The sequence below is a fragment of the Corynebacterium halotolerans YIM 70093 = DSM 44683 genome, assembly GCF_000341345.1.
Taxonomy (GTDB): Bacteria; Actinomycetota; Actinomycetes; order Mycobacteriales; family Mycobacteriaceae; genus Corynebacterium; species Corynebacterium halotolerans.
This window is the reverse complement of sequence record NC_020302.1, coordinates 1552192-1568063: the sequence shown is the minus strand read 5'-3', so window position 1 is coordinate 1568063 and position 15872 is coordinate 1552192. Positions and strand designations below refer to the sequence as shown.

13 protein-coding genes and 1 riboswitch are annotated in these 15872 nt (G+C 66.6%); of the genes, 7 read left to right on the top strand and 6 right to left on the bottom strand.

Annotation, left to right across the window (positions count from 1 at the left end):
• Positions 1-102: 102 nt before the first annotated feature.
• The 3 genes from A605_RS07290 to A605_RS07280 all read left to right on the top strand — a co-directional run bounded on the left by A605_RS07290 (position 103) and on the right by A605_RS07280 (position 5913).
• Positions 103-1527, top strand: coding sequence for an NAD(P)/FAD-dependent oxidoreductase (locus A605_RS07290; RefSeq protein WP_015400859.1), 1425 nt, complete (start codon positions 103-105; stop codon positions 1525-1527).
• 626 nt (positions 1528-2153) lie between these two features.
• A complete protein-coding gene (locus A605_RS07285; protein WP_015400858.1) occupies positions 2154-4004 on the top strand; it encodes a calcineurin-like phosphoesterase C-terminal domain-containing protein in 1851 nt (616 codons plus the stop codon).
• Between the two features lie 201 nt (positions 4005-4205).
• Positions 4206-4302: riboswitch (TPP riboswitch) on the top strand.
• On the top strand, positions 4291-5913 hold the full coding sequence (locus A605_RS07280) for a bifunctional hydroxymethylpyrimidine kinase/phosphomethylpyrimidine kinase (protein ID WP_425277960.1): 1623 nt from the start codon (positions 4291-4293) through the stop codon (positions 5911-5913). Its footprint overlaps the riboswitch before it by 12 nt.
• Positions 5914-6297: 384 nt before the next feature.
• Here the strand turns inward: A605_RS07280 and A605_RS07275 are convergent, their stop codons facing one another.
• Positions 6298-6972, bottom strand: coding sequence for a carboxylate-amine ligase (locus A605_RS07275; RefSeq protein ID WP_244429015.1), 675 nt, complete (start codon positions 6970-6972; stop codon positions 6298-6300).
• A gap of 891 nt (positions 6973-7863) precedes the next feature.
• Here A605_RS07275 and A605_RS07270 point away from each other — a divergent pair.
• Positions 7864-8703 carry an SDR family oxidoreductase gene (locus A605_RS07270; RefSeq protein WP_015400855.1) on the top strand — a complete coding sequence of 280 codons (840 nt, stop codon included), beginning with the start codon at positions 7864-7866 and terminating at the stop codon, positions 8701-8703.
• Positions 8704-8927: 224 nt separating this feature from the next.
• Here A605_RS07270 and A605_RS16040 read toward each other — a convergent pair whose 3' ends face one another.
• The 4 genes from A605_RS16040 to A605_RS07260 all read right to left on the bottom strand — a co-directional run bounded on the left by A605_RS16040 (position 8928) and on the right by A605_RS07260 (position 11220).
• Entirely contained in the window at positions 8928-9116 is a 189-nt protein-coding gene (locus A605_RS16040) for a hypothetical protein (protein ID WP_425277966.1), read from the bottom strand.
• A gap of 17 nt (positions 9117-9133) precedes the next feature.
• The gene (locus A605_RS07265) at positions 9134-9319 is read right to left on the bottom strand and encodes a hypothetical protein (protein WP_149029394.1); all 186 of its coding nucleotides are present in this window, start codon (positions 9317-9319) and stop codon (positions 9134-9136) included.
• Between the two features lie 255 nt (positions 9320-9574).
• A complete protein-coding gene (locus A605_RS15485; protein WP_154653284.1) occupies positions 9575-9745 on the bottom strand; it encodes a hypothetical protein in 171 nt (56 codons plus the stop codon).
• Between the two features lie 890 nt (positions 9746-10635).
• On the bottom strand, positions 10636-11220 hold the full coding sequence (locus tag A605_RS07260) for a class I SAM-dependent DNA methyltransferase (protein WP_027004159.1): 585 nt from the start codon (positions 11218-11220) through the stop codon (positions 10636-10638).
• 86 nt (positions 11221-11306) lie between these two features.
• On the opposite strand from A605_RS07260, the gene corA reads away from it, so the two are divergent.
• A complete protein-coding gene (gene corA, locus A605_RS07255; RefSeq protein ID WP_034990357.1) occupies positions 11307-12395 on the top strand; it encodes a magnesium/cobalt transporter CorA in 1089 nt (362 codons plus the stop codon).
• A 30-nt stretch (positions 12396-12425) separates the two neighbouring features.
• Positions 12426-13637, top strand: a complete 1212-nt coding sequence (locus A605_RS07250; protein WP_015400850.1) for a saccharopine dehydrogenase family protein — start codon at positions 12426-12428, stop codon at positions 13635-13637.
• A gap of 179 nt (positions 13638-13816) precedes the next feature.
• Here the strand turns inward: A605_RS07250 and A605_RS07245 are convergent, their stop codons facing one another.
• Entirely contained in the window at positions 13817-14257 is a 441-nt protein-coding gene (locus tag A605_RS07245; protein ID WP_034990180.1) for a PaaI family thioesterase, read from the bottom strand.
• A gap of 88 nt (positions 14258-14345) precedes the next feature.
• Here A605_RS07245 and gndA point away from each other — a divergent pair, with 88 nt between their 5' ends.
• The gene (gene gndA, locus A605_RS07240; RefSeq protein ID WP_015400848.1) at positions 14346-15800 is read left to right on the top strand and encodes an NADP-dependent phosphogluconate dehydrogenase; all 1455 of its coding nucleotides are present in this window, start codon (positions 14346-14348) and stop codon (positions 15798-15800) included.
• Positions 15801-15872: the final 72 nt, after the last annotated feature.

Sequence of the window (15872 nt, the reverse complement as noted above, 5' to 3'; positions counted from 1 at the left end):
CGGGCAATCCCTAGGCTGTCGGGCACTTCCGACTTGACTAGGATTGTGGCCATTGGCCCCTGACCGGGACCCCGCAAACCAACGCTGAGGAGACACACCCCTATGTCTGACACTCCTTTCCGCCCCGAGGGCGGCCGACACCACGTCGTCATCATCGGCTCCGGATTCGGTGGCCTGTTCGCCGCCAAGGAACTCAAGAACGCCGACGTCGACGTCACCATCATCGACCGCACGAACCACCACCTGTTCCAGCCCCTGCTCTACCAGGTGGCCACCGGTATCCTCTCCTCCGGCGAGATCGCCCCGGCGACCCGTCAGATCCTGAAGGACCAGGACAACGTCAGTGTGGTCAAGGGCGAGGTCACCGACATCAACGTGGATTCCCGCACCGTCACCACGAGCCTGGGCACCTACACCCGCGCCTTTGAGTACGACTCGCTGATCCTCGCCGCGGGCGCCAGCCAGTCCTACTTCGGCAACGACCACTTCTCCCAGTACGCGCCGGGCATGAAGTCCATCGACGACGCCCTCGAGCTGCGCGCCCGTATCGTCGGTGCCTTCGAGCGCGCCGAGCTGACCCAGGATCCGGCCGAGCGGGAACGTCTGCTGACCTTCGTCATCGTCGGCGCCGGCCCGACCGGTGTGGAGCTGGCCGGCCAGCTGGCCGAGCTCGCCAACCGCACCCTCGCCGGGGAGTACAGCAACTTCTCCCCCTCCGCCGCGAAGATCATCCTCCTCGACGGCGCCCCGCAGGTGCTGCCGCCGTTCGGCAAGCGCCTGGGCCGCAACGCCCAGCGCCAGCTGGAGAAGCTCGGGGTCACCGTCAAGCTCAACGCTCTGGTCACCGATGTCGACGAGAAGGCCGTGACCTACAAGTCCACCATCGACGACTCCGAGCACACCATCAACGCCTTCACCAAGATCTGGTCGGCCGGTGTGGCCGCCTCTCCGCTGGGCAAGCTGGTCGCCGACCAGGCCGGCGCCGAGGTCGACCGCGCCGGCCGGGTGAAGGTCAACCCGGATCTGTCCGTGGGTGAGCACAAGAACGTGTTCGTCGTCGGGGACATGATCGCCCTGGACAACCTGCCGGGTGTGGCGCAGACCGCCATCCAGGGCGGCGAGTACGCCGCCGAGCAGATCGCCGAGGAGGTCGGAGGCCGCAGCGTCGACGCCCGCGAGCCGTTCGACTACTTCGACAAGGGCTCCATGGCGATCGTCTCCCGTTTCAGTGCCGTGGTGAAGATGGGCAAGGTCGAGGTCACCGGCTTCATCGGCTGGGTCCTGTGGCTGGTGGTCCACATGATGTTCCTCGTCGGTTTCCGCAACCGCTTCATCTCCATGCTCAACTGGGGCCTGAACGTGGCGTCGCGCACCCGCTACAACCTGGCGACCACCCGCCAGCAGCTCCACGCGCGCACGGCCCTGCTGAAGCTGCAGCAGCTGACCAGCGAGATCGAGGGCGACACCCCGATCGAGCTGCGGGACACCCGCAAGTTCAGCGGCAAGGTCAGCAACAAGAAGCGCTAGGCCGGTCAGACAGGCACGGACCCGGTGGGGATGCTCCCCATCGGGTTTTTCATTCCCGCACCTTCGGCGAATCTGTCCGGTTGCGCGGAAAAACCCATCCTGCTCGGGCATTTCCGGGTGGAGCACTCCGATATAACGGGGGTAAACGTGTCTGCACCGTCCGACCGGCGGAATCCCGCCGACATCCGGGCGCGTGCGCGGGAGATGGCACCGGGCAGGGCTTCACTGAAAGCTCCCGGACGGGCGCCATCCGGCACAACTACCTCCTACGACGGCAACGGGCGGCGTCCTCGTCGATCCGGCGGACCCGTTGCCGCGTGCCTGGCAGTGCATCAAGGGCCACTGCCCGGAGGGTAACCCCAGGGTCAACCGGGATTGTCCGACCGTTCACTCTGTTTTACCGCTGAGGACAAGTCAGCGTCCTAACCTCACATCCGGCACCCGGCCCGCCTGTGACGCGGCTCCGGGTGCAACCCGACGTCCGCAGTCGTTGTCCTGCAGGGAAGACGTCGGGTGTTCCCAGTAGGAAAGGCCAGAGGCCAACACCATGATCGGAAGTCGAACCCACCTTGAAATCTAATCCCAGCCCCACCAAGCGCACCCCCTTTCACCGTACGGCAGCCCTGATGTCCGGTCTGACACTGGCCGCCACCGGCGTCCTCGCCCCGACCGTCACCGCCCAGGAGGACACAGCCACCACGGCCTGGGAGGAGACCGCCTACCGCGGCTCCGTCGAGGTCGTCGATGAGCAGGACGACGAGAACACCCTGGAGGGTGTCGTGTTCGAGGACACGAACAAGAACTCCCAGCGGGACGAGGGCGAGCCCGGCATCCCGGGGGTCTCGGTCTCGAACGGCCGCACCATCGTCACCACGGACGCCGAGGGCCGCTACGAGTTGCAGGTCGACGACAACACGACCGTGTTCATCACCCAGCCGGCCGGGTACCAGGTCCCGGTGGACGAGAACAACGTCGCCCAGTTCTTCTACAACCACGTCCCCGAAGGGTCCCCCGACCTGCGCTACAGCGGCATCGAACCCACCGGGCCGCTGCCCGACGCGGTGAACTTCCCGCTCTCCCCGTCGGAGGGGACGGCCTCGCCCGAGCAGAACTGCGTGATCGGCGGGGACATCCAGACCTACACCGCAGAAGAGGTCGAGTACGCCCGCAACGGCGCCTTCGCCGACCTGGCCGCCCGCGATGACTACGCCAACTGCGGCGCCCTGTTCATCGGCGACGTCGTGGGCGATGATCTGTCCCTGTACCCGGACGTCAAGGAGCTGACCGGCATGCTCAACGGTCCGGCCCGCTTCCTGCCCGGCAATCACGACCTGGACTTCGACGCCTCCGATGAGGACCACAAGTTCGACACCTACCGTTCCCACTTCGGCCCGGAGTACTACTCCTTCGATGTCGGTAACGCCCACGTGGTCGCGCTGGAGTCGGTGCAGTACCCGCTGGAGGACGGAGACGGCTACAACGGGGCCATCGACGATGAACAGCTCGAGTGGCTGCGTCAGGACATCGCCCACACCCCCGAGGACAAGCTGATCGTCCTCGCCACCCACGTCCCGCTGATGTCCTTCGCGGACCAGGGCTCGGACGTGCACCAGATCGATCAGGTCCAGGAGATCTACGAGATCATCGGCGACCGTGAGGCGATCGCCGTCAGCGGTCACACGCATGCGCTGGCGAACATGCGCGAGGGAGACAGCCTCGAGGGCTGGAACGAGCTGTACGGCGTCGAGGAGCTGCCGTTCACCCACATCGTGGCCGGCGCCATCTCGGGGGACTGGTACAGCGGAGAGACGACCGAGAACGGATACCCCCAGGCCGTGGGCCGCGACGGCTCCCTGCCCGGCGTGCTGACCCTTGACATCGACGGTTCCGAGGTCTCCGAGTTCTACACCGTCCGTGGCGAGGATCAGTCCACCCAGATGGCCCTGTCCCTGAACACCCCGGCCTACCGGGACTGGTACGAGGACAACATCGACAACGCCGGTGAGGCCGAGGAGTTCGCCGATCCGCTGGTCGTCCCGGAGGACGAGGTGGCCGAGACCTGGCTGACCACCAACTTCTGGATGGGCTCCACCGGCTCCACCGTCGAGGTCTCCATCGACGGCGGCGAGGCAGTCGCCGCCGAGCGCACCCAGCAGATGGACGGCGAGGTGCCGAACGTGGGCGCCGAGTGGTCCGACCCGGCGGCGGTCCAGCAGCAGCTGGTCCACGGGGGCAGCGTGGCCGACCGGGCGGCACACATCTGGCGCCTGCCGCTGCCGGCCGATCTCGGGGCCGGTGAGCACACCGCCGAGGTGACCGCCACCGACGTCCACGGCCACGAGTACACCGAAACCCTCACCTTCACCGTCAGCCCCGTGGAGGGCGGCGACGATAACGGTGACGACGACACCGAGGCCCCCTCCTCCGGGCTGTCCAGCCTCTCGAGCAACCTGTCGAGCGCCGGTTCCCTCTTCTAATTTCTCGACTCCCCGCACTGGCCCCGGTCTTTTCGCCGGAGCCGGGAGAAACAGGACGACCGCTTCGGCCGATCCGCCGTTCCACCATTGAGGCACAAGATCACTTCAGTTGATCTTGTGCCTCAAGCACTGTTTGAGCCTTGTCCGGTCCTCCTCCCCCATCCCCCCCACCCCGCGCAATCGCCTTCTGCTACGGTCGAGCCAACGACATTGGGGTGCGCGCCGCCGGCGCGCTGAGATCAGACCCACTGAACCTGCTCTAGCTCGTACTAGCGAAGGGATTGTCTTGGCTTCCTCACGCCTGCCCGTACTCGATGCCCGCCCGGCCCACACGGAGTTTCCCGGGGTGGCCGTCCCCCGGGTGCTGTCCATCGCCGGCACCGACCCCACCGGCGGCGCCGGAATCCAGGCCGACCTGAAGTCCATCGGCGCGGCCGGCGGATTCGGGATGAGCGTGGTCACCTCGCTCGTCGCCCAGAACACCCACGGCGTGCGTTCCGTGCACACCCCGCCGCTTCAGTTCCTGACCGAGCAGCTGGAGTCCGTCTTCGACGATGTGACCGTCGACGCCGTCAAGATCGGCATGCTCGGCGACGCACGCACCGTTGCCCTCATCTCCCGCTGGCTGGAGGAGCACCCGGTGCCGGTCGTGGTGCTCGACCCGGTGATGATCGCCACCAGCGGTGACCGGCTGCTGGCCGAGGACGCCGAAATCGCCGTCCGCGACCTGGCGACCCGGGCCGACGTGGTCACCCCGAACCTCCGCGAGCTCGGCGTGCTGGTCGGCCAGCCCATGGCCACCGACCTCGACGAGGCTCTCCGACAGGCGGCCGGCTTCGCCGCGACGCATTCCACCACGGTGATCGTCAAGGGCGGGCACCTGACCGGGCCGCAGGCCGACAACGCGGTGGTCACCCCGGACGGCACCATCCACCACGTGGCCAGCCCACGGGTGGACACCCCCCACACCCATGGCACCGGATGTTCCCTGTCCTCGGCGCTGGCCACCCGCCTGGCCGCCGGCGAACCGGTGGACAAGGCCCTGGCCTGGTCCACCCGCTGGCTGCACGAGGCCATCCGTCACGCCGCGGAACTCAACGTGGGCACCGGAACCGGCCCTGTGGACCACTTCCACCGGGACCGCCGCCTGGCCGCCGCGGCCTCCACCCGGGCCTGGGAGCACCTGGCCCGGCCCGCACTCGACGGCTCCGGTCCCGGACAGCTGGTCGCACCGTCCCCCACTCCCTCCCCCAGGGCGCGGATTGCCCCTGCCGGCCCGTACACGGCCGCGCTCTGGGAGGCCACCGGCGGCCTGTGGGCCGAGATCATGGACCTGCCGTTCATCCGGGGTCTGCGCGACGGCACCCTGCCGGAGGAGGACTTCAACTTCTACCTCGCGCAGGATGCGGCGTACCTCAACCGGTACTCACGCGCCCAGGCGCACCTGTCGACGATCGCACCCGACGCCGAGGCCCAGGTCGACTGGGCCCGCGGCGCCACCGACTGCATCGTCGCGGAGAAGGAGCTGCACAACAGCTGGCTGGCGCACCGCGATCTGCCGGAGACCGGCACCTCCCCCGTGACGCTGGCCTACACCGACTTCCTCGTCGCCTCCTGCCACATCAACCCCTACGTGGTTGGCACCGCGACGGTGCTTCCCTGCTACTGGCTCTACGCCGAGATCGGCCTGGAACTGGCCGCGCACAATCACGCCGGGCACCCCTACCGGGCCTGGCTCGACATGTACAGCAGCCAGGAGTTCCTCGACGGAACCCGGCGCGCCATCGCCCGGGTGGAACAGGGGCTGGTCGGGGCGACTGTGGTGGAGCGGGTGCAGGCCGCGGAGGCGTATCTGAGTGCGTGTGTGCATGAGCGGGAGTTCTTCGCCCAGGCGGACCGGGCCTGGTAGTGGCATGGGCGGTTTAGCCCGGTTTCGCCGGGTCGATTCTGCGGGCGGGTGTGTGGCTTGCAGCTTCGTTTGGTGACTGTTTCGTAGCTTCAGATGACGGTCGGAATGGCCTCTGAACCTGCCGTGCAAGATATCGTCACTAGCTACGTGTGACGCTCTCGGAAAGGCCTCGCTCGCCCTTCCCCCGGTAGTATCAGGGAAACACTGGGGAAGGCGTGGCGACAGGATGCAGGAAGAAGTTCTTTGGGAGCCGGTGTGAGGCTGTTGCTCCTCTCGTTCCCGCTGAGCTGCCCTACAGCCTGGAGGATCCGGGGTACGCCGGCTTCTTGAAGAGGAATTTCCGGTTCGGAATGCAGGGGTCCTCCCCGGCCTGACCCCTGCACGCTACTCACGTCGGGTACTCCCGGCAGGCCCGTCGCGGTGGGTCGTCTCCAGGGCGAAGGACACGACATCGCGCAGGTCGTGGCGGAGCGCGTATGTCTCGCGCTGGCGCCGCGCCCCGGAGCCGCCCCGCAGTATGTCCTCCCCCACTGATTCCACGGCCGTGTCCTCCCCGTACTCGGCCAGGACCGGACGGAGGTTGTCCAGGAGACCGGCGACCACATCAGCGGCCGGGGCCGGGGTGCCGGTGGCAGGATCGATCAGCTGCTCCTCGATCCCGTAACAGCTGGCCTGCCACGACCAGGCCCGTATCGCGGACGTCGGTGTGCGGGGCGATGGGACACCGGCTTGCCAGGCACGGGCGGCGGCCTCGGCCAGGGCGCGGATCATCGTGGCGATTACGGCGGCGTGCTCCGCCTCCAGACTCACGTCGGCCACCCGCACCTCGAGAGTGGGCTGGTGTTCGCACAGGCGCGCGTCGAAGTAGAGCATGCCCGCATCCAGGGGCACCTGAGTGTCCAGCAGGACGGCCTGCTGGCGGTCGTGGGCGTCGGCCGAGCCGAAAAAATCGGTCGGCCCGGTCATGGGCCACCGGTTCCAGGCCTGGTAACGGTAGGAGGCGAATCCCGTATCGGTCCCACGCCAGAACGGGGAGTTGGCGCTCAACGCCAGTAGCACCGGCAGTCATACCCGTCCCGGTCGAGTACGGCCACGCCTTCCTCCCGTGACCCCACCGTCACGTGGACGTGGAAAGCACAGGTGAGCTGCTCGGCGGCGGTGAGTCCGAACAGTTCCCTGACTCTGCGGAAGCGGGGACTTTGCACCAGGTGTGGGGTAACCGGACCAGGGGCGGTGGGCAGCGGAGACAGGGTGGCCGCGTCAACCAACAGCAGTTCTTCCTCCACACCGAATGTACGCGCAGTTCAGCCCTCCCCATCATCGTCAGTGTTGCCCGGTGAACCGGTCGACCACCTCAGCATCGTCGACCTACCGGGCTGCACCCTCGCCCTGCCCTTCCGGGCCGGGACCCGGTCTCATCGACGATCCTGACGGTCCGATGCACGTGGGCCCCGAAAGCCTGGACGCTGACAAGCCGGTGGACCGGGATTCGAGGACGATCAAGAGTGCCATGATGCTCTCCTGATGACCGTTTGAAGACAGGGAAACCCCGCCGGGAAGACTCACCTGAGAAGTCGGCGACCGTCGTCGAAGCACTCATCTCGAAAGTACATGTTCCCATGGATGAGTCGAGACTACTTATTCGATGCCTTTTACGTATGGATAACCGCGGTATCGGCGGCGGGAGAATATAGTGACGTTAATCGGTTACCTGGGGACACCAAAAGCGGATGGTTCCCAGGTCACTGGTCTGCACCGCGATGCATTCTTGCCGTCGGGGCTGATCCGGACCAGATGAGCTTTGCTGTTGGCTTCTGCTTGCCGCTCACAGATAAGTTCCACTACTTCTGTAAGTCGCATCTCGTATAGTAGGTAGCGTGCCGATTATCGGCCGAGCCTGTCGACCGGCACGTGCACTGTCAGGAACCAGGACCGTCGAAGGAGCACGTCATGAGTTATCCCGAACAGCAGCAGAAAGTCCCCGGCGTCCAGTCGGAGATGACCCCCGTCCCGGATTGCGGCGAGCAGAGCTACCGCGGGTCGGGAAAGCTGGAAGGCAAGGCCACAATTGTTACAGGCGGTGACAGCGGCATCGGCCGCGCCGTCGCCATCGCGTTCGCACGTGAGGGCGCCGACGTCCTCATCTCCTATCTCAACGAGGAGGAGGACGCCCAGGAGGTCGCCCGGCTCGTCGAGGAAGCCGGACGGAAGGCTGTGCTCGTCCCGGGCGACCTGTCCGACCCCGCCCACTGCCGGTCGGTCATCGAGAAGGCCGTTCAGGAGTTCGGCAAGATCGACGTGCTCGTCTCCAACGCCGCCTATCAGATGACCCACGAGAACCTCGAGGATATCTCCGACGAGGAATGGGACTACACGTTTCGGCTCAACGTCGGCGCCTATTTCTACCTCGTGAAGGCGGCCCTGCCACACATGGCCCCAGGCTCATCGGTCATCGGCAGCTCCTCGGTCAACTCAGACTCACCGACCCCGACGCTGGCCCCCTATGCGGCAACCAAGGCGGCAATCGCCAACTTCTCCGCCAGCCTCGCCCAGCTGCTCGGCGAGAAGGGCATCCGGGTCAACAGCGTGGCCCCTGGACCCATCTGGACGCCACTGATCCCGTCCACCCTGCCTCCGGAACAGGTGACGTCCTTCGGCCAGCAGGCGCCGCTGGGCCGGGCGGGCCAGCCCGCCGAGCTCGCCCCGGTCTACGTGCTGCTCGCCTCCGACGACGGCAGCTACGTCTCCGGAGCCCGGGTCGCCGTCACCGGCGGCAGTCCGATCCTGTAACCACACCACCGGTTAAACCAACTGTTCACCATGTGGTTGTGAGGCCACTTGCCTGACCTTCGCTCATACCCCACGCGCTCCGCGAGCGGCGGCTGGTAATCCCAGCTGCATCTTTGTTGCGGCAGTGCGTGCTGCTGCGGCAGTCGCCCCGTAAGGTTCAGACAACATCAACCACGATTTCGGTTCATGCCCGTCGCCGTCGGGAAGCGCTGTCCACTGTTCCATCATGTCTGCGACGTTGGCCTCCAAGGGAAGACACGTGAGGAAATCAGTCTCGTCGTCCGTGTCGACCCTTGTTCAAGACGGTCGGGGATGTCCCCGAAACCGTCGTCAAAGGTGGTCGCCGATGCCGACACGAGCACTTCCCCGTTGCCCGCGTCGGTGATATCCACCTTAACCGCAGCGGCGCGCAGCTCGCCCGGGCAGGTGGTCAGGCCGTGGTAGAAGCACTCACGGGTCTGGTTGATAAACGATCCACCGAGAAGTAGACGAAGCCAGCAGGTATTTCCTCGTCAGGCTCGGCGAGCACCACCTCAGTGGAGTACACGGGGATCATCAGGTTCTGAGTTCGTGCTGCGGCGGGAAGCGCCTCCAGGTAGCCGGTGGTTTCGGCCACGTTCCTGCAGGAAAGGTCCACCGCCGCTAAAATTCCTCCTCCCCCTCCTCTGTGTCTGCCTGCGGGACAGAACAGCTGGCCAGAGCAAGGGAACGGGCAGCGACGATAGCAGCGAGCTTGTTCTTTGCTTGTCCTTGATTCACGTTTCCAAGCCAAACATAAAAACTATTTTATGTCTCGCAAAAATGAGGTGCATCACCCCTCACCCTGGAGGGATACGTGCCATGAAAGGAGGTGGGACTGCTGTACTGAACTTCAGGTTGTGGCAAAGGGGGTCAGCCGCTGCCGCGGATTAAGGGGCGTGAACCAGGAGACGAAGTCCATCGCTACCCCGGCCTTCGGATGGTGCCGACCGTTACTGACATGGGAATCAGACGCGTAGAGCGGTTCGAGATCAAGGCCGTCGTAGAGGTGGTCCTCGAGCACCTGCCGCCAGCCTGCTTAGCATCTTGACGGTGAAGATCTCCGCGAGCTGCCCGGTCTTGTTGAGCAGCACCCGCAGGGTGAGAGCGTGGGCGATGGTGGGAAGCGGACGCCCCTGTCGACGCCGTCGCCCTCCCGCCCGTGGTGGAGCCGGTGACCTCGACGGGTTCGACGTCGCTGACAGGCTCCCCCCACTTCACCAGCACCCCGGTGGTGGCAGGTGAGTCCGTTCGGATGCGGTGGTGCTTATCAGCTGCTACCTGCCCGGAGCGAGGTACCTACTTCTCCACCCAAGCCAGGGATGCCTCACAGTGGGCTCCGCACTGCACGCGCTCATGTCCACACCGCCGGTGCCCGCCGGGAGTCGGTGCAACGAATCAACGATTAACCTGACGATCACGTGCTGGGTCGTCCCTGGGGAAGGCTTCTCAACCAAGATCCATCTGGCCTGCGCCCGGCGCCTGCAGTCAGTGTTCATTTACGCTCACCGCCGGCCAAGCCGGTGACAGCGCGCGGCTGATTCCGGTACTGAGGCGGATCCGGGCGGCCCGTCCGGGCCGGGGCAGGCCACGTACGAGACCGGAGCGGGTGCCGGCAGACAAGGCGTGGTTCTCACGGGCGAACCGGCGTATTTGCGCTGCCGAGGCATCAAGGCCACGATCCCGGTCAAAGACGACCAGGTCAGATACCGTAGAGCCCGGGGTCGCCGGGGTGGCCGACCACCGTTCTTCGACGCAGAGGCTCACAAGGGACGCAACGTCGTGGAGCGGTGTTCCAACGCGCTCAGACACAAACGAGGCGTGGTCCCCTACGACAAACCCACCGTCCGGTTTCGGACAACCATCCGGGTCGCCAACATCGACCGATGTCTCAAACGGCTTTCGTAACAGGACCTACGGCCGGTGGAACACCGCGACGAGGAAGTTGGAGTCCTCGGTGAAGGGCTTGAGGTCCCAGGACTCGAAGACGTTTTCCAGCTCGAGGCCGGCTTCCCGGGCGGTGGCGATGAAGTTGTCGAAGCCCCAGCCGCGGCCGGCGCCGAAGCCGACGACGAAGCGGCCGCCGTGGGACAGGGAGCGGGTGATGTTCGCCAGGGCGGGCTTGCGTCCTTCTTCGGCGAGGAAGCCCATGACGTTGCCGGCGGAGACGGCGAGGTCGAAGTTGCCCTCGGGGATCTCGTCGGCGCTGAGGTCCCCGACCTCCCAGCGTCCGTCAGGGTGGTCGGCCCGTGCGTGGTCGATGAGCACGGGGTCGAGGTCGGTGCCCACGACCGTGTGGCCCTGGCGGATGAGGTAGCCGCCGAGTCGGCCGGTGCCGCAGCCGGCGTCGAGGATGCGGGAGCCGCGTTCGGCCATGGCGTCGATGAGCCGGGCCTCGCCGTGGATGTCGTGGCCCTGAGCCTCCATCGTCTTCCAGCGGCGTGCGTAGTTCTCCGAGTGGTCGGGGTTTGCGGCGGTAACTTCTCTCCAGGTGGCCATGGGACCAGTATAGGAGTAGGCGGTGGTTATGCTTGGGGGCGTTCTCAAGCCCCTGTGCCGAGTCAATGAGAGAGGTGGTCGCGCCGATGCCGACGCCCTTCGAGCGCGCCCGTCTCCCGCTGGGTCGGCGTCCCGCTGTCCGTTCCACCGGTCGTCCCCCGGGTCGGCTGCGCGTCCCGGTGGAACGCGCCATCGACCACTGCCGGGTGTTCGTCGGCGGTCGTCGGCTGCCGGGTGAGTTCACGCCGGGTTCGGCGCTGGCGGAGACCTCGGGGCGTGGCGAGGGTTTCGTGTGGTTGGGGCTGCAGGGTCCGGATGAGGATCAGATGCAGAAGATCGCCGCGCAGTTCGGCATCCACGAGCTGATCGTGGAGGACGTCGTCTCCGCCCATCAGCGGCCGAAGGTGGAGCGCTACGACGATCAGTTGTTCATCGTCGTGCGTTCGGTGACGTATGCGGACAAGGAGACGGTGTCCAACACCCGGCAGATCATCGAGACGGGTGAGGTGCAGATGGTGCTGGGGCCGGATTTCATCATCACCATCCGGCACGGCACGGTCCTGCCCCGGCTTGATCTCCGGTTGGAGGAGGATCCGGAGCTGTGTGCGATGGGCCCCTCGGCGATGGTGTGGGCGGTCGCGGATCATCTCGTGGAGGAGTACGGGCGGATCAGCACGCTGCTCTCGGAGGAGGTCGACCGCCTGGAGGAGGAGGTCTTCACCCCGGGCTCGCGGTTCAACATTGAGCAGATCTACACGCTCAAGCGGGAGATCCTGGAGATGCGGCATGCGATCGCTCCCCTGGTGCCCGCATTGAGGTCGCTGACCACGGACAACAAGGATCTGCTGGGCAAGCAGTTGCGCTCCTACTTCCGTGATGTCATGGACAACGGCAGTATCGCCGCCGACCAGGTCGCGGGTTTCGACGAGCGTCTGTCCTCGCTGATTGACGCGTCGGTCGCGAAGATCACTCTGCAGCAGAACTCGGACATGCGCACCATCTCGGCGGTGGTGGGCATGGCCGCGGCGCCGACGCTGATCGCGGGTATCTACGGCATGAACTTCGATCACATGCCGGAGTTGCACTGGGAGTACGGCTATTACGTCGTCCTCGGTGTCATCGTGCTCATCGTCGGCTTGCTGTGGTGGTGGTTCCGCCGCAAGAACTGGCTCTAGCCACTCCGTCTGCCGGTACGGTGAGGCTCCATGACCGAACGTGACATTGACATCACCGACATCACCGTCCACGGCGCCACCGGCTTTATCGGCCGGCTCACCGCCGCCTACCTGGCCGAGCACCATCCCGACGCCGCGGTCGCCTTGTCCGGCCGTAGCCCGGCGCGCCTGGCGGCCCTCCGGGACGAGTTGGGGGTGGATTGGCCGGTTATTGCCGCGGATGCGAAGGATGAGGGGCAGCTGCGGGCGATGGTGGAGCGCACGCGCGTGGTCATCTCGTGCGTGGGGCCCTATACCCGGCTCGGTGAGCCGTTGGTGGGGTTGTGTGCCGCGGCGGGCACGCACTACGTGGATCTGGCGGGTGAGGCGTTGTTCGTGCGGGATTCCGTCGACGCCCACCACGACGTCGCAGAGCGGACGGGGGCGCGCATCGTGCATTCCTGTGGCTTTGACTCGGTGCCCTCGGACATGGGGATGTTCGCCCTCCACGCGGCGGCGGGCACGCCGTTTGAAGAGGTGACCATGCTCGTCACGGACCTGAAGGGTGGTCTGTCCGGTGGCACGGTCGATTCGATGCGGGCGGTTTCGGCGGAGGCGCGTAGTTCCCGGGCGAAGGGGCGGATCCTGCATCATCCGTACACGCTGTCGCCGGTGCCGGAGGAGGAGCCGCGTATCGAGGGCCTGGAGAAGGACTTCGAGATCCGTGACCTCGGCGAGCGTGGGTGGTCCGGTCCGTTCTTCATGGCGATGTACAACACCCGCGTGGTACGGCGGTCGAATTCGCTGTTGGGGCATGCCTGGGGTGAGCGTCTGATCTACAAGGAGGGCTGGGCGACGGGCCCGGGGTGGGCAGGTCGGCTGAAGGCCTACGCTCTGGGCGTGGCGACCGCGGCGCTGTTCAAGGCCATCCGGAACAAGCGCCTGCGTCCGCTGCTCTCGCGCTGGATCCCGGAGCCGGGCGAGGGGCCGGACGAGGAGGCCCGCCGTAACGGGCGGTTCACCGTGGTCCACCGTGGGAAGACCGTTGACGGGCGGGTGTTCGAGTGCACGGTCTCCGCGCAGGGGGACCCGGGTTACGAGGTGACCGCGATGATGCTGGCGCAGGCCGCGCTCACCCTGGTCCGTGACGTTGAGGCGCTTCCTGAGCGTGCCGGGGTGCTCACGCCCGCCACGGGGCTGGGCGGGCCGTACCTGGCGCGGTTGCGTGCGGGTGGGATGCGTGTCGAGGCCCGTGAGGTGTAGCTGTCTTGTCCGGGAGGTGTATTTCCTGAATCCGGCGGGTGCATAATGCCTGTTCCGAGAAGCATGACATGTCACCTGTCGTGGGAAAATGCACCCCGACGAGTTTCCGCCCGCCTCGCCTTCGTGGCACGGGTGCGCGGCGACGCGGCTGTCGAGGCCCGTGAAGTGCCCGTGGCGGACTAGAGCACCATGGTCCGCAGTGTCGAGCGGGCGACGAGCTTGCCGCGGTGGGTCATGCGGATCTGCCAGATCTGGGTGCGGCGGCCGACCTGAACGGGGGTGGCCTCCGCCTCGATGATCCCGGCACGCACGGAGGCGATGAAGTCGGTGTTGTTGTTGACCCCGACGACCGGCCGGCCTCCCGCGGCGGCCACCCCGGCCATGGAGCCGAGGGATTCGGCCAGGGAGCAGTACACTCCCCCGTTGACCAGTCCGACCGGTTGCAGGAGCTGCTCGGTGACGGGGAGTTCGGCGGTCACGCGGTCGGCGGCGAGGTGGGTGTAGCGGATGCCCAGGTGTGCGTCGAGGCCGGTGTTGGCGGCGTTGAAGTCGGCGAGGCCGGCGGCGTCGAGGCCCTGCTCCGAGGAGGCCGCGCGGGTGATCAGGTCCATCAGTTCCATGGGGCTGAGGGTACCGCCGCCCAAATGATATGATCTTTTCGGCATTTCCGCTGACAACCTCCCGCGCGCCCGCGTAGACTCAGAACACATGAGCAAACCTGATTCCCTCGCGCAGATCGGTGTGGTTGGACTGGCCGTCATGGGCTCCAACCTCGCCCGCAACTTCGCCCGCAACGGCCACACGGTCGCCGTCTACAACCGCAGCACGGCCCGCACCGACCAACTCATCAGCGACTTCGGCACGACCGGCAACTTCCTCCCCTCGAAGACCGTCAAGGACTTCGTCGCCACCCTCGAGCGCCCCCGCCGGGCGATCATCATGGTCAAGGCCGGCCCCGCCACCGACGCGGTGATCAACGAGCTGGCCAACGAGATGGACGAGGGCGACATCATCATCGACGGCGGCAACGCCCTCTACACCGACACCATCCGCCGCGAGGCCGAGATGTCCGCCAAGGGAATCCACTTCGTCGGCGCCGGCATCTCCGGCGGCGAGGAGGGCGCGCTCAACGGCCCGTCCATCATGCCGGGTGGTCCTGCCGAGTCGTACGAGTCCCTCGGCCCGCTGCTCGAGTCCATCGCCGCCGAGGTCGACGGCGTGCCGTGCGTGACCCACATCGGCCCGGACGGCGCCGGCCACTTCGTCAAGATGGTCCACAACGGCATCGAGTACGCCGACATGCAGGTCATCGGCGAGGCCTACCAGCTGCTGCGCTACGCCGCCGGCATGGAACCGGCCGAGATCGCCGAGGTCTTCAAGAACTGGAACGAAGGCGACCTGGACTCCTACCTCATCGAGATCACCGCCGAGGTGCTCTCCCAGGTCGACGCCGAGACCGGCAAGCCGCTCATCGACGTCATCGTCGACGCCGCCGGCCAGAAGGGCACCGGACGCTGGACCGTCAAGGCCGCCCTCGACCTGGGCATCCCCGTCACCGGCATCGGCGAGGCCGTCTTCGCCCGCGGCCTGTCCGGGGCCCGCGAACAGCGCAACGCCACCATCGGCAACCTGCCCGGCGGCGAACTGACCACCCTGGAGGCCCTCGGCGTCGACCGTGGACAGTTCGTCGAGGACGTCCGCCGCGCCCTCTACGCCTCCAAGCTGGTGGCCTACGCCCAGGGCTTCGACGAGATCAAGGCCGGCTCCGACGAGAACAACTGGGACATCGATCCGCGCGACCTGGCCACCATCTGGCGCGGCGGCTGCATCATCCGCGCGAAGTTCCTCGACCGCATCAAGGAGGCCTACGACACCAACCCGGGTGTCGAGTCCCTGCTGCTCGACCCCTACTTCAAGGGTGAGATGGGCGATCTGGTCGACTCCTGGCGCCGGGTGGTCATCCTGGCCACCCAGCTGGGCCTGCCGGTCCCGGTCTTCGCCTCCTCGCTGTCCTACTACGACTCGCTGCGCGCCGAGCGCCTGCCCGCCGCCCTGATCCAGGGCCAGCGCGACTTCTTCGGCGCCCACACCTACGAGCGCGTGGACAAGCCGGGCGCCTTCCACACCCTGTGGTCCGGCGACCGCACCGAGATCCCGTCCTAGGCCTCCCGGGCCTCCCGCTCACCGACGCCCGCCCCTGCCGCACCGAATCAAGCGGCAGGGGCGGAGCGTCGT

Bases quoted from the DNA above. Each gene is read 5' to 3' on its own strand.
- A605_RS07290 (WP_015400859.1), top strand. From the start codon at position 103: ATGTCTGACACTCCTTTCCGCCCCGAGGGCGGCCGACACCACGTCGTC.
- A605_RS07285 (WP_015400858.1), top strand. From the start codon at position 2,154: ATGTCCGGTCTGACACTGGCCGCCACCGGCGTCCTCGCCCCGACCGTC.
- A605_RS07270 (WP_015400855.1), top strand. From the start codon at position 7,864: ATGAGTTATCCCGAACAGCAGCAGAAAGTCCCCGGCGTCCAGTCGGAG.
- A605_RS07260 (WP_027004159.1), bottom strand. From the start codon at position 11,220: ATGGCCACCTGGAGAGAAGTTACCGCCGCAAACCCCGACCACTCGGAG.
- corA (WP_034990357.1), top strand. From the start codon at position 11,307: ATGCCGACGCCCTTCGAGCGCGCCCGTCTCCCGCTGGGTCGGCGTCCC.
- A605_RS07250 (WP_015400850.1), top strand. From the start codon at position 12,426: ATGACCGAACGTGACATTGACATCACCGACATCACCGTCCACGGCGCC.
- A605_RS07245 (WP_034990180.1), bottom strand. From the start codon at position 14,257: ATGGAACTGATGGACCTGATCACCCGCGCGGCCTCCTCGGAGCAGGGC.
- gndA (WP_015400848.1), top strand. From the start codon at position 14,346: ATGAGCAAACCTGATTCCCTCGCGCAGATCGGTGTGGTTGGACTGGCC.